The sequence below is a fragment of the Paenibacillus turpanensis genome, assembly GCF_011421635.1.
GTDB classification, from domain to species: Bacteria; Bacillota; Bacilli; order Paenibacillales; family YIM-B00363; genus Paenibacillus_AK; species Paenibacillus_AK turpanensis.
Genome location: NZ_WTLI01000015.1, coordinates 66,166 through 80,767, shown reverse-complemented (window position 1 = coordinate 80,767; position 14,602 = coordinate 66,166). Strand labels below are relative to the sequence as shown.

The window sequence follows — 14,602 nt, the reverse complement described above, 5'->3', positions numbered from 1 at the left end:
CCTTGTCGCCTGCGTCGTTAATGTCGCTGTTGTTAAGTACATCTAATTAAACGCTCAGTGTTTCGAAAAGTTGCGGGGCTGCTGAAACTTTTTTTTCGACGTACTCACGAGCTCCTGTTGCCTCATTTGCTATACTCTTGTGTGTACGCCTCGTCTACGAAACCTAGTATACTATGATATATCACCATCGTCACGCCATAACTTTTTCCAAGTCAAATTTACAAATAAAGAGCCGCCGGATCAAGTCCGACGGCCCTTTTTCCCTTATCACTTCGGGATCTTCTTCTGCGACTTCATGACGCGAATCATGATTACCGCTGTTTCTGCTCTTGTGATATTCTCTTTCGGATCAAAGCGATACGTCTTCTTCTCATCGCCCTGCTGCAGCACGTTTTCTCTGCCGGTGATAAAGCCTGCCTTGACGATGGCTTCAATCGACGGCCGTGCGTAAAACTCAATATCGGTAGCATCGGTGAACTGCTTTTGAAGCGCCTGCTGTGTCTTGGTTTCGCTCGTGCTGAGCTTAAGCTCTGCCGCACGTGCGATCATCACACCGGCTTCTTCTCTTGTAATTGTAGAATTCGGTGAGAAACGTCCTCCCGCATTCCCCCGGACGATACCTGCTCTTGCCGCTGTCTCGATATATTTGTAATCGTACATCGAGCCCGTTGAAGAATTATAACGGAAGACGTCAATGAAAGAGCCTGTCCCTTCATAATTCAGAGGAATATCAAACGCTTTAACCAATACCGTTGCGAATTCGCCGCGGCTAATCGGATCATTCGGAACAAACAGCCCCTGAACCTTATTCTTCATAATACCCTTCGAATACAAAATATCCAGATCATTTCTAGCAAAATCGTGCGAGATCACATCGTCAAAGCTGTCGAACATATACATTGGAACATAATAACCGAAGCTGTCGATCGGCACCGTAATCGTGTTTTTCTTCTGGTCCACTACGCCTCCGATGTTTCTCCAGCCCAGCGTGGAGTAGCCATCCGCTGTCTCGTATACGCCGAACTGCATCACAGTCACGTACTTCCATGCCTCCGAACGAATCGAAGGATCATACTGCAGCGTCAGCTCTCCACGCTTCGATGGGACAACCAAGTTCTTTAAATCCGAAGTGGAATTGCGCGTATAAAATTTAACGGCTGTTCCGTTGCCCGGATTCAAATTGTATGGATCGCCGCCCATTCCGCTCAACGCTTCCTTGAGCTTGGACAGATCCGGATCCTTGTACACATCCTGCTCAATCGAACCGGCATCAACCCAAAGCATATGCGGGCTTGCTGCACGGAAGCGTCCGCTTTCTTCACGCAGCCAGAATGTTGCGTTCCCGTCTGCGACGCTGCTGCTGTCGCTGACTTTGTTGACTCGGCCGTCCGTTACGTTCGCCAAACCGAAATAAATTTGACGGTCGGTGGTATAGTATTTTTCCGGCGCTGTTGGGTCATTACGCATTAGCTGCGTGTTTTTCGGGAACTTTATAGTTGCAAAGCTGTTAAACACCTTCATGGTCGAGTTAATCGGCATAAGAAGCGACGCGCCTTCAATTGATGCATTCGCATTGTAAATCGTAAAGCTGCCGTTCGTTTTCTCTGTGCCGCGCATTACCGTGAACTTTACAGTGGATGTTCCTGCTTTCACTTCTTTGAGTACATAATAGAAGTACTCTTTATCAACTTCTCCGGTAATCGTACCGCCCTTATCCACCTTCGGCAGCACTTCTTCTTTGCCGAACAGGACGCTGGTGGCACCATCGGCCACAAGGAAAATCTCTAAGAAGTTGCTGTTAATGCTGACATGCTCTTTGCCTTCGGAGTTTTTCACCAGCTTCGGACTTAACACTTTATAAGGCAAAGGCTCTTTGGCAATCGTAATTGTTTTTTGTACGGTAATTCCCGAGTTGTTGGTAATCGTAAATTCAAAATACGATTGACCCTTGCCGGATTGGTTATCCGCATGAAGGATCGGAATATTTATCGTTGTAAAAACGGAAGATGCGCATTGATTGGTAGACACTCCCGTACAGCTAATCGTCGGGATTTGCGTCGCAGTCCCTGTTGGATCGGACGAAAATAAGGTCATCGCGCCGTTGCTGTACTTATAAATTTGCTCGATCACTTGCGTCGTATTATCCGGCTTTGCACGAGTAATTTTAAACTTGAGCGTATCGATGTTGTTCAATTCGCCTGTAAACTGAACCATCGATTCTGTCGTCGCGTAGTATTCATCACTTTGTCCTTTGATGAAGTCCTGATTGTCTGGTCCTGGCGTCACATTACCAAAGGCAGGCGTCGGCTGCTCAAACAAGAAGAAGTTGTAGGAAGCCGAGGATACGAGCTGACCACCGACATAGAATTCAAGCGAGATGGAATGACGTCCATCCTTCAGCTTGGTAGCTTGAGGTCGGTCCAGATATACCGCTACATATTCGTCATTCTCTACTGCTGGATCGTTAAACACTTTGTAAAGCGGTGTGGTTAACGATACCCCATCCAGTTTGGCAATAACATTCGTCGTATCGGCCGAAGGCATGTTAAACAGTCGACCCAAGAATCCGTATTTATGGTTATACTCTGTCGCGGACGTAGGATCGTGATCGTAATTGTCGCCCACTGCATACTTCGTTAAATCGTTGATGATCGTTCCATCCGTAAAATTGAGTGGGTTGAAAAACGGCGCGGAGGAAACGTTTAATTGGAATGTAAGAATTCCGGCTGCCTGCTGCATTCCACCCGCATCATAAGGGATAACCTTCAGCGCTCTAATTCCGTCCGGAATATCTTTTAAGGTTACTTCGTACTGTCCCGCAACCGGTGTCGTGCCGTTAAGCACTTGGGTTGCTTCTACCGCAGCCATTCCATCCACTACAAATTCCACTTTGGATGGAGCCGGATTCGTTGTTGTATGTGCGCGCAGCGTAATCGGCTGACGGGTCACTCCGTTCAAAGCCGGGGTTCTGCTCAGGTTTACTCCCGACAGCAAATCCTCTACCCGGTTCACATAAGGGATGTTTGGATTCACATAGTCGAAGCTGTACACCGTTTGCGGCGGAACGCTGCCCGACCCGGAAACGAACGAAACAACGATGGACTGCTCTTTAACCATTGGGTCAAGTGTCATTGGAAGCTCCGGCAAGCTAAAGACCTTGTAAGCAGCAGTAGACAAAGCATTTACTGCCGTAAGGCTCAATGTCGTGCCGGATCCTTGGTCGGTACAAGTCAACGCTGTAAGGTCACACTCGTACGTATTACCGCCTTTAACGGAAACCTCTACGAAGTTGTATTTCATTTCCGTAACTCCAGCATTCGTTTCAAGCGGAACCTTCAGATACGATTTAAACCGTACCGAAGGAGAAGTCACTTGAAGCGTTGTTTCCCCAAACAACGGTGAAAAGGCCGCCGGATCTGTCGCCCCAAGCACATTATCCATCTGTCCTTCAAAAGCAAACGCATCCCCGTCATCATAGACGAAAGAACGAGTTACGTAGCTTGAATTCGTTGGATTCTGCGCTACGATCTTAATTTGGTTGTCGCCCGCTTTGATCGGGCTGCCTGTCCGACTTAAGAAGATACTGAAATTACCCTGCGTATCCTTCGGTCCTTCCAGCTTCGTTGTATTGCCTACGAGAGTTGCCGTGATCGAATCGGCGTTCGGAGACATACCAGAAATATAAGGAGTTGCCGGGGCGGTTTTTGGATAAATGTCCGTGGTGCCCCCGATAAAGTCAGCATCATTAAACTTCAAATTGGTGATGTTGGTGGTCGGCGTGTAATACACATACGCGGCCGATGAAGCAACCGTATTCGGATCCCCATATTTAATGTAGATTTCATTGAGGCCTTGAGTCAGCTTCACGCTCGAGAACGTCATCGAGCCGTTGGTCGTGTTCTGCAGCGCCTTGTTGTTGCGGATCGGCGTTCCAGCCGTTCCTGAATTCAAGTTGCCAACGCTGTAATACAGGTTGTTAATAAAATTGGAGTCAATCGTAACACCAGAAACTAAAAACTCAATGTCTATGGAGTTAGACGTAACCTGCGTCGGATTGCTCTGACTGGTGGAAATGTTCGAAAAACTAATAACCGCCGTTGCTTTGGCTTGAACTGGTGGCAGTAAAGCCGCGAGAAGAGCTGCGATTAGAAGAAAGCTTAACCATGATGCGCGCATTCTCGTTAACAATGTTGTTCCTCCTCTTTGTTTATGTAGTAGAGCACCCAAACCATTTTGGTTTGATTCCACCTGGAATGGCAGAAAAATGTCGCTTGTATATGTTTTATCGGCAATAAACGACAAAAGTTTTAGAGCATCCTTCAAAATGATGGAATTGGTGGAATTCTGGAAATATCGACAAGAAAAAAGTCCTCCCGCCGCGAAGGCAAGAGGACTCCAATGAACATATTATTTCATACGCGAGCGAGCAGCCGGCCGCGTTGTTTTCATGCGAAGCTTTTGAACCAGATGGATAATCGGCTTCTGCTGCTTACTGACAATACCGATTGCCTCTGCTCCAAGCTGGAGCACAACGATTATCGCTGCCATAAAGACGAGCGCAATCCATGTTGCATCCCCCGGAATATTCGAAAGCAATACTGCCATCGCCCCGAAAAACAAGGCAATCCCGTAGATCACAAGCACCGTATTGCGGTGGCTTAACCCAAGCTGCAGCAAGCAGTGGTGCAGATGGTTTTTATCGGCCACGGAAATCGGCAGTTTGTTTACCTTGCGCCGTACGATGGCAAAGAAGGTGTCCGAAAGCGGAACGCCTAAAATCAGCAGCGGTACAACGAAGGAAAACAGGGTTGCCTGCTTGAAGCCTAATACCGATAATGTCGCAAGGCTGAAACCGAGAAATAACGCCCCGGAGTCGCCCATGAAGATTTTTGCGGGATGAAAATTAAAAAATAAGAAGCCAAGGATACTGCCGAGCAGCACCGCACATAACAAGACTACCGTGAAATTGCCCATCATGAGAGCAAGCACCAGCGTTGTTCCGGTTGCGATCGCCGATACTCCCGCCGCTAACCCGTCCAAACCATCGATCAAGTTAATGGCGTTCGTTACGCCGACAATCCAGAAAATCGTAAGCGGGATACTTAGCCAGCCGACGGGTATGTAATCCCCGAACGGTAAATTGACAAGCTCTATCTTTACTCCGAAGCTAACCACGATCACAGCTGCAATCAGCTGACCGAGCAGCTTCACCTTCGGAGACAAATCCATTTTGTCGTCAAGCGCTCCGACCAAGACCACAACGGCTCCGCCTAACAGCAGCCCCCAAGCCACCTTAGCGTTGTACTGCTCCAGCACCGGCAAAATGATAAAAAACGCTGCCGCGAAGGAAAGGAATATCGCCAATCCCCCAAGCCTCGGCATGATCCGTGTGTGTACTTTACGGTGATTCGGCGCATCTACGGCACCTACCAGAATCGCGAACCTTTTTACAACCGGCGTCAAGACTAATGCCAAAATTAATGCCGCCACAAATCCAATCCCATATAAAGCTTCCATTTTCCTTTGACCACCCTCTTTTCTCGCTACCGGATCACATTATACTCCCTTTATGAAGCAAAACCAATCCTCATTTCAGCAAAAAAACGACGGTTTTTCACTCATTTTCAAGGAAATTTTCAAGAGTTTCTCACCTTGTTCTTTTCAAGGATCACTTTCACGGCGAATTTCGGAAGCACAAGCATTCTTGGGAAGCGGTATGGCTCTTGGATAAGCCGGAACAACCACTCCAAGCTGAGCTTTTGCATCCAAAGGGGAGCTCTCTTAATTTTGTCAGCCATGATGTCAAAGGTGCCTCCCACCCCAATCATCACCGGCACGCCAAGCTGCTCCTTATATTTGCCGATCCAGGGCTCTTGTGTAGAGGCGGAGCGTCCGACGAGCAAAATATCCGGCTTTGCCTCCTGAATCGAAGCAATGACCTCCGCATCCTCCGCTTCCCCAAAATAACCGTCTCGCGCGCCGACAATTTGAATCCCGGGGTAAAGCTCTTGAAACTTATCCGCCGCTTTGGCGATGGCATCCGCCGTTGTACCGATAAGATAGACCTTCCAGCCCTCTTGGCGACCCACGTTCATGAGCTCTTGTACGAGATCAAAGCCGGCTACCCTCTCGGAAACCGGGTTTCCAACGTAGCCTGTCGCCCAGACAAGCCCTGCACCGTCAGGGATGACGAGCTCCGCCCGCTTCATCATGGCCATATACTCCGGCTGCTCCAAAGCGGCCATAACCATGATGGGATTCGCCGTTACAACCTGGTGCGGCTTCTCTTTCCTGCGTATGATGTCGGAAAGCAAACGCACGGTATCCTTCATATTGAGCTTGCTGACTGGTATGCCGTAAATGGATACTGTTGGAATATTCATGTCCTCACCCTTTATTTACGAAAAAAAGTGGCAATATGTTGCGCAGGTTCCTGCGATTTTAAAATTAACTGCTCAATATGCGGACGTTTTTCGGCAATCCATTCGGATTTTGACGAAAGCAGCTTCCGCGCTTCCTCTACGACCCGCTCCGGCTGAAACGCACTCGTATGCGCCGCAGCCTTCATTCCGATCCTCGCCAAAAAATGATCGATCTTCGGATCGTACGAGATGCCGATTACCGGCACGAACTGCGATACCGCGTAAATCAGAGAATGCAGCCTCATTCCGATCAAGAGGTCGCAGGACGCTGTGACCGCCAGCATTTCTTGGGGATTCGTAACTCCTTGCGTCAGCGTCATCCGGCTCTCGGCCACGCCGCCCTTCCGCAATTCCTCCATGACGAAGCGAGAAGCCTCCGTGTCATGCGGCTCGTGGAATGGCAGGAAGCGAAGATGCACCTCCGGCTGCTCGGCCGCCAGCTTCCGCAGTGCCTCCGCTGCATGCAGCATATCACTGCGATCCTTATTCCAAAAGCGGAGCGATACCCCTACCGTGGAAGTGGAGCTCCCCTTATAAGCTTCGCCCGGGGCTTCCTCTTTGCGTCCGTTATCCGCGGCCGATTCCAGCACAGGCTGTTCCTGAGGCAGCGGCATGCCCATGACCGGATCCGGGACGACGGCAATCCGCTCCCGGGAAAGTCCCATCGAAGCAAGCAGCGCCGCCGATTCTTGATCACGAACCGAAACATAGCTGCAACGGGCAAACGTGCCCTTAATTAAGGGATAAAACCACCGGCGCTGAACAGGCCCTACGCCTTGCGAATAAATGAACGTCGGCTTGCCGAACCACTGCGCCAGCTTTAGTATAGCCAAGTAATACGGGATGGTCTTCGCGCTTGTCGCATCCTGCAGTAGGCTGCCCCCCCCGCTGATCAGGCCATCGCTGCCGCGAATCGCCTGCAGCACCTCCGCAGGGCGCATCCGATGCGCGGCTTCGACCCCGTACATCTCTCGCGTTTGCGCGGGGTTAGCCGAAAGAACAAGCGGCTGGATCGACACTCCGGCCTGCTCCCCCTGCTCCCGCAGAGCGTGTAAAATCGAGCACAGCACGGCCTCGTCTCCACTGTTATTAAAGCCGTAATAACCGGAAATTACGATTTTCTTGGTGCTTCGTTCCACAGCTTCCAACCCCTTACTAGAATGCGAGAAGCAATCTCCCAGACCATAATCGCGATGAGCCCTATCACTGTGCCAAGTGCTGCACCCAGCACCACACGGATCAACGAAATCAGGAGCGGTGTGTGCAGATGCGCAAACGTGTCCACAATGGACAACTGCCCGATTACGCCTCCGATTAGCAGCAGCAGGCCAATCCGGTACCGTGCCGCAAGGTATACCCCGAAGATAAACAGCGGATGCGCCAGCAAAAATTCTTTCGTACGCGGACGCACACCGAAGGTGTTTTCCAACAATGCGCGGAATGCCCGCTCGTATGGAGATACCTGCGCATCATTGCCCGTTCGGGATAAATAATACATAATGACGACGCCGAACAAACCGGCCAGCACAACCCACAATACGGTTATGTTCGTATTTAGCACGCGCTTCACTCCGGACAAGGCGGAGTGAACGCCTTGCTTTGCGTGACGATCCTTCGTTGCCCCAGCCTCTGACGCACCTTGCTCTGAATGCAGCAATCCGGTGTACAGAAGCGCATAAATCGCCGTCAACGCGATGGGGATCAAATGCAGTGCGGACACCCCGCGGAATTGCTCAATTACATAATAATAAGTCGCATGATTCAGAAGCCCGATAATATAGAAGATACCGCTGGCCGAAATGGCAAGAGCTGTCCAGAACGTTCGAAGCGAGAAGCCGATCCGGCTGCCCATTGTGGCGGCAGTACCTTGGGACTGCCATTCCCGAAGCTTGCGGAACGCCCAAACCAGCGCGAGCGTTGGTGCGCTGATCGAAGCGCCCAAAGCTAGACCTTGCGATAGAAGCTTTTCCGATATGACGTACAGTCCTGCAGACCCAACCATGCCGAACACAAACGCGGCAGCGATCAGCTGCGGAATGAAGGCTCCGACCATTAATGCGATGAGAGCCACCGCACCAACGACAAGCAAGCCTTTTAACGGCGTCTGCCAGCTGTAGCGTTCAATCGTAAACGGTTCAGGCAGTCCTAAAGTAAACCCAGCTTTTTGAAGCTTGCTTACCGCTCCCGCTGGACCGGACAAACCCTTGTAAATATTGTCCAACGTGTCGATATACTTGGCACTGCTTGTATCCCGGGCAATCTTCGTATTCAAGAAGATCATGCGGATGTTGCGGTCCGTCGCAGCCAGCAGAAAACGGTCCGACATGGTCTCCGGCGCGATCGCCGATTCGCGGTCACTCAGGGAATGCAGGCGTATGACTTGGTAATCCGTCTGGAAGGCCAGCTGGTTAAAGCCCTTTTGGTCCAGCTGCTCGATCGCGACTATTCCAATGCCGTAACGTTTCAAGAGCTCCGCCACTGCGTTCAGTGAACGTTTCGTGCCTTGGTCGGCAAAGCCGGTTACGGCTTGTCCCTCAAATAAAATCCATTTCACTCCAGCAGCCTGCAGGCGGCCGAACAGTGATTCCATATGCTTGGTCGGATAAGGCTGGCGCTGATCACTTAAACGAGCGATGATCTCGAAGCCGCGTGATTTCACCTGCTCCATAAGGACCGGATCAGGATCCAAGGCATACATCATGGCCTCGTCCTTAGAAATATGGAGCTTTAGTCCGCTCACTTCCTTAAAGCTCCACGGCTCCGCGCGCACCTGATGCAAACCGGTAAACGTATCCGTAATCAACTTGCGGTACAAGTCCGCGTGCTCCGTATCCGTAAACAAGACGTAAGCTGCCGTTTCCGATGGAGAAACGGCATACCCCGTCATAACGGCTGCTTCCGTAGCGGAGAATACTTTAATTCTCCGATTCATATCCAGCTCCGCTAAGGAGCTTTCGTAAATGGCCAGCGCATTCACGCCGGCCTGCTGCATTTTATCCAACTGATTGTTTAAAAACGCCTCCGGATCGGGCTTATAGCTGGCAATTTCCATGACGTCGCGATAATCGAATACGATGGAAACCGTTTTTCCCGTCTGCTCCGCCTGATGGCGGACAAACACAAACGGGATGGAAGCTAAAATCCCAAGAAGCACCAGCAAACGAAGAACCAAGCCTGACTTCCGGTTCAAAGCGTTAATCATTTGAAGCAATCCGAACAACTCCCTACTTCGATTTCCCGTCGATTTGATCCATTACCGTTTGAACCAGGCGCTTGACCGCTGCATCCGCATCCGGCCCGCTCTCCCCGCGTACCCCAAAATAAAACTTAATCTTCGGCTCTGTGCCCGATGGGCGCAGACAAACCCACGACCCGTCCGCAAGAATAAACTTCAACACGTTTTCTTTCGGCAGACCCTCGATGCCTTCAGCATAATCCAGGAACGTCTCCACAGCGATATCAGCGATCGCCTTCGGCGGATTTTGTCTCCAATCGTTCATAATGGACTGGATTTGCTCCATACCGTCCTTGCCCTTCATCGTGCGCGATTGCAGCGCCTCCAAGTAATAACCGAAGCGCTGGTAAAGCTCCTGCAGCACATCGTACAGCGTCTTGCCCTGCTGCTTATAATAAGCCGCCGCTTCGCAAATCAGCATCGCGGCGATGACCGCGTCCTTATCGCGTGCGTACGTGCCTGCTAAATAGCCGTAGCTCTCCTCGTATCCGAACACGAAGGAGTGCGAGCCCGTGCGCTCGAACTGGGTCATTTTTTCCCCGATATATTTGAAGCCGGTCAGCGTGTTCATCACTTCTGCGCCGTAATGAGTGGCAATCGCTGCGCCCATCTCGCTGGTCACGATCGTCTTAATCACCACCGGGTTCAGCGGCATCGTGCCGGTCCGCTGCAAATGACTGCACAGGTACTCGATCAGGATCGCTCCGCTCTGATTCCCCGACAGCACAACATAAGCGCCCTGCGCATCGCGTACAACCGCACCCATCCGGTCACAATCGGGGTCCGTTCCAACAATAATATCCGCACCCACACGATCCGCCAGCTTCATCGCCAGCGTGAAGGCTTCTTTTTCCTCCGGGTTAGGCGAAGCCACTGTTGAAAATGAAGGATCAGGCAGCTCCTGCTCCTCCACAATCGAAACCTTCGTAAATCCAAGCCGCGAAAGCGCCCCGCGCACCAGCAAATTGCCGGCCCCGTGCAGCGGCGTATACACCACATTCACCTGGTCAGCCCATTCCGCCGGCAGCTTGCCAATCGGACTCACCGCCGTTACCTCATCCAGGTACGCCTGATCTATCTCTTCGCCGATCCACACTAACAACCCGTCCGCTTCCGCCTGCTCCTTCGACGTTTTGCGGATCGCATCAAAGCTAGGAATCGACTGAATCCGGCCGATTACCTGCTCCGCTTCACCCGGTACAAGCTGGCCGCCGTCGGCGCCATACACCTTATACCCGTTGTATTCCGGCGGGTTATGGCTCGCCGTAACGACAATACCGGCACTTGCGCCCAGCTTGCGAACGGCATAGGAAAGCTCCGGCGTCGGCCGCAGCGATGTGAACACATACGCTTTTACTCCATTGCCCGCGAGCACCAACGCCGCCTCAAGCGCAAATTCCGGGGACATGTTCCGCGAGTCATAAGCGATAACAGCCGCCGGCTGCTTTTCCAGCCCTTTAGCCAGCAAGTGCTCCGCCAAGCCTTGTGTCGCTTTGCCAACCGTATATATATTCATCCGGTTCGTGCCTGCGCCGACCACCCCGCGCAAGCCGCCGGTACCAAATTCAAGGTCGCGGTAAAACCGGTCTTCCACTTCTTTGTCCTGCCCCGCCAAGACCCGCAATTCCTGCTTTGTCGCCTCATCAATGGACGGATCATGTAACCAAGCCTCGTATTTATGTACATAGGTAGTGTTCGAATTTTGGCTCATCTTATGCTTCCCCCGCCTTCTTTTCCTGCGGATCGACTAGCGCAAACATGAGTTCTCCTTCCGCAACCACTTTCCCGTCTACGGATGCCGTTCCCTTTCCTTTGCCCACCGGCCCTTTCAGGCGGGTAATTTCTACTTCAAGACGCAGAGTATCCCCCGGAACAACCTGCCCGCGGAAACGGAAGCCGTCAATACCGGCAAACAATCCGATTTTGCCCTTATTCCCTTCCACCTTCAGCATCGCCAGAGCGCCGACCTGCGCCAATGCTTCCACGATCAGAACGCCCGGCATAACCGGGTACCCCGGAAAATGACCTGAAAAAAAAGGCTCATTTACAGTCACATTTTTGATGCCGACCGCCCTGACGCCTTCTTCTACCTCTAAAATCCGATCCACTAATAAAAAGGGATGACGGTGTGGGATAATGTCCTGAATCTCGGTAACATTTAACATATTCGGTCCTCCAGTTCAATTTGAATAAAATTTGGCCTTCAGCATGATAATAGGAACATCCTTCGCGGTTCTGCAGACGTGAAGGTTGATATAAAAGGAGCATATTCGGCGCGCGATGAACTTATTTGCCGATATGCTCTTTTTCCATTCCATGCAGATCATTTAAATGACGGAACTGCACAATGTAGTTCCACGATGTAAACAAAGAAAAGAAAATCGTGCCCCACAAAAATTCGTTGCGAAACGGGGCTTGGATAAAGATTAAAACTATACTTATGTATAATAGTACGGTTGTCAGCTTTCCCATTTGATTCGCCGGAACCGTTCGCCACCCTTTTACTGTAAAATAGGCCGATCCCGCAATCATGCAAACTTCCCGTAGGGCAAGTACGATTGCAGCGCTCCACGGAATTTGCCCGGATAGCAGCAGCGATAGCATGACGGCCAGCATCATGCACTTGTCTGCAAGCGGATCAAGCATGGCGCCGAGCGCCGTCGTTATGCCGCGTGATCTAGCGATCCAGCCGTCGGCGATATCCGTAAGCCCCGCCAACAGCAGCACACCGAGTGCCCACAACGGATGTGCGGAATGAAACACCGCCAAGTAGACCGGCACGAGTGCAAAACGCCCGAACGTCAACAGATTGGGCATATTCAACGTTCATCTCTCCTGGTTGTCATATTCACCCATTTATTATAACGTTAACCCCTCCAAAAAGAAAACTCCCGGTTTATACCGGGAGTTTCCAAGGCCTTTAGGGGGCAAAAACTAAATCATACAGGTGCTTCCACGTTCCCCAGCGGAAAACGTCGCCAGCCTCTCCTCCGCCGATCGTCACAAAGCCGATCGACAGGCCTACGATGAAGCAGATCAAGCATAAAAGCGGGACGGCCAGCACACGCAGGATGCGGAGGGTGATCCTAAGCCCGCGGGGCTTCACGCGGCGGACCGGTTTAGCTTCATTCGTCATTGAAATTATCCTCGCAAATTGTTAACCAGACCCATCATCGTATCACTCGACGTAATGGCTCTTGCATTCAATTGATAAGCCCGCTGTACCTGCATCAGCTCCGTCATTTCATCCGCCAAATTTACATTGGATTCTTCCAAATGGTATTGGCGGACGGAAATCTTGTACTGATCGGCTTCTGGGGCATTCGCGTTATAGTTCGCAACCACGTCTTGACGATTCACGTTATCCGGAATCGTGTAAATGTTGTTGCCGTTGCTGATCATCAGCTGTGGACGCACCGCCCGCACCAACTTTAGCTGGCCCAGCTTTTGCGATGGCGCATTCGGATTTAACGGGTCACGAGCCATAATACGGCCGGTCTCGTTAATTTCCACCTGGTAGCCGTTAGGTACGGCAATCGGCTGGTCATTCTCGCCGCGAACCAAATAGCCTTGGCTCGTCGTCAGGAACATTCTCTGGTTATCGCCCGGAATGCCTGTGAATTGGAAGTTGCCGTCACGCGTATAAGCGATAACCGGTTGGCCGTCCGTTCCAACTTGGTCGGTCACAACCTCAAACAGCCCGTCTCCTTCAATGGCAACATCAAGCGGTCTGTCGGTCGGCTTAATCGACCCTTGCGACAGATCGACCTGCGTCTGGCTCAGCTTGGCGCCCCAGCCAACCGTCAAGCCTCTCGGCGTCAAGCGGCCCGGCTGCATAAAGCCTTCCGGCTGCGCCTTCACATTCGTCAACACGTCCTGAAACGTCGCTTCGCGGCGCTTAAATCCGTTCGTATTTACGTTCGAGATGTTATTTGCGATCATATCCAGCTTTTGCTGGAGAGCGTTCATCGATACCTTGGACGTGATTAATGAATGATTCATCGTTTCCTACCTCTCTGCGGTTATACTCGACCAACCTCATTCACAAGCTTTTCTAGGCTGCGGTCGTAAAACTGCACGACCTTTTGGTTGGCTTCATAAGCCCGTAGAGCAGCCATCATATCGACCATCGACTGATTTGCATCCACATTGGAACGTTCAATAAAGCCTTGGCTTACCTGTACCCGGTCATTCGCTCCCAGTTCCTCCGGGATATCGTCCGCATTAGCCAAACGGAAATTTCCGTTGCCTTCCCGGATGAGATCGTTCGGGTTGTCCAGCACGGAAATGCGAAGCTGTACAGCTTGTCCAGCCGCATTGAGGATCGGCTCCCCTGTAAAAGCGCTGAACAACTGCCCGCGTTCATTGGCCTTTACTTCGCTGATCGAACGTCCCTGAATCACGATCGGCTGCATATTCTGGTCTACGACACGCAGTCCATCGCCGGTAACCAGCTGTCCAGCCGAGTCAACCGTAAACTTGCCGTTACGGGTAAACCGAAGCTCGTTATTCGCATCTGCTACAGTGAAAAATGCCTGCGGCCGGAAGATCTTTGTTCCGTCCTCCTGCACTGCTTTGCCGGAAGCATCAAACTGAACGCCAGGAACCTCGATAAACGAAGCAATCGCAAAATCGCTCGGGTTTTTGGTTTCGTAAAGCTCGCCTTGGACGAAAGTAAACGGCTCTTCCTCGGCAAACACACCGGTATTCAGCCGGCCGATTTGCTTTACATCGTTGTTCGTACCGTTCCCGCCGCCGGACAATGCGATCAGCATTTCCGGGAAGGAGCGGTTTACGCTATTCCCTTGTTTGTAACCGGGCGTGTTAATGTTCGCAATATTATTCGTGATCGTATCATGCTTGCGCTGTTGCGAAATCATGCCAGCCGCCGCAGTTCCCAATCCTCTTAACAAAGGAATTCACCTCTTTCAAAAGATAACCCTTC

11 protein-coding genes are annotated in these 14,602 nt (G+C 51.3%); all 11 read right to left on the bottom strand.

Annotated elements, in window-relative coordinates; translation table 11 throughout:
- Positions 1-267 precede the first annotated feature (267 nt).
- Positions 268-4,188 (bottom strand): S-layer homology domain-containing protein, encoded by a 3,921-nt coding sequence (locus GQS10_RS15020; protein WP_166243591.1) that lies wholly within the window; start codon positions 4,186-4,188, stop codon positions 268-270.
- Positions 4,189-4,407: 219 nt separating this feature from the next.
- Positions 4,408-5,517, bottom strand: a complete 1,110-nt coding sequence (locus tag GQS10_RS15015) for a glycosyltransferase family 4 protein (RefSeq protein ID WP_166243589.1) — start codon at positions 5,515-5,517, stop codon at positions 4,408-4,410.
- A 119-nt stretch (positions 5,518-5,636) separates the two neighbouring features.
- Positions 5,637-6,383, bottom strand: coding sequence for a WecB/TagA/CpsF family glycosyltransferase (locus tag GQS10_RS15010; RefSeq protein WP_166243587.1), 747 nt, complete (start codon positions 6,381-6,383; stop codon positions 5,637-5,639).
- 11 nt (positions 6,384-6,394) lie between these two features.
- Positions 6,395-7,561, bottom strand: coding sequence for a polysaccharide pyruvyl transferase CsaB (csaB, locus tag GQS10_RS15005; protein ID WP_166243585.1), 1,167 nt, complete (start codon positions 7,559-7,561; stop codon positions 6,395-6,397).
- Positions 7,534-9,624: a DUF5693 family protein gene (locus GQS10_RS15000; protein WP_243735194.1), complete on the bottom strand. Its 2,091-nt coding sequence runs from the start codon at positions 9,622-9,624 to the stop codon at positions 7,534-7,536. The genes csaB and GQS10_RS15000 overlap by 28 nt, the downstream gene beginning before the upstream one ends.
- Before the next feature lie 22 nt (positions 9,625-9,646).
- Positions 9,647-11,368: a phospho-sugar mutase gene (locus GQS10_RS14995; protein WP_166243581.1), complete on the bottom strand. Its 1,722-nt coding sequence runs from the start codon at positions 11,366-11,368 to the stop codon at positions 9,647-9,649.
- Position 11,369: 1 nt separating this feature from the next.
- The gene (fabZ, locus tag GQS10_RS14990) at positions 11,370-11,822 is read right to left on the bottom strand and encodes a 3-hydroxyacyl-ACP dehydratase FabZ (RefSeq protein WP_166243579.1); all 453 of its coding nucleotides are present in this window, start codon (positions 11,820-11,822) and stop codon (positions 11,370-11,372) included.
- A 121-nt stretch (positions 11,823-11,943) separates the two neighbouring features.
- A complete protein-coding gene (locus GQS10_RS14985; RefSeq protein WP_341805078.1) occupies positions 11,944-12,474 on the bottom strand; it encodes a CDP-alcohol phosphatidyltransferase family protein in 531 nt (176 codons plus the stop codon).
- Positions 12,475-12,577: 103 nt separating this feature from the next.
- The gene (locus GQS10_RS14980) at positions 12,578-12,793 is read right to left on the bottom strand and encodes a DNA-directed RNA polymerase subunit beta (RefSeq protein WP_166243575.1); all 216 of its coding nucleotides are present in this window, start codon (positions 12,791-12,793) and stop codon (positions 12,578-12,580) included.
- A gap of 5 nt (positions 12,794-12,798) precedes the next feature.
- Positions 12,799-13,659 carry a flagellar hook-basal body protein gene (locus GQS10_RS14975; protein ID WP_166243573.1) on the bottom strand — a complete coding sequence of 287 codons (861 nt, stop codon included), beginning with the start codon at positions 13,657-13,659 and terminating at the stop codon, positions 12,799-12,801.
- Positions 13,660-13,679: 20 nt separating this feature from the next.
- The gene (locus tag GQS10_RS14970; RefSeq protein ID WP_166243571.1) at positions 13,680-14,570 is read right to left on the bottom strand and encodes a flagellar hook-basal body protein; all 891 of its coding nucleotides are present in this window, start codon (positions 14,568-14,570) and stop codon (positions 13,680-13,682) included.
- Between the last annotated feature and the right edge of the window lie 32 nt (positions 14,571-14,602).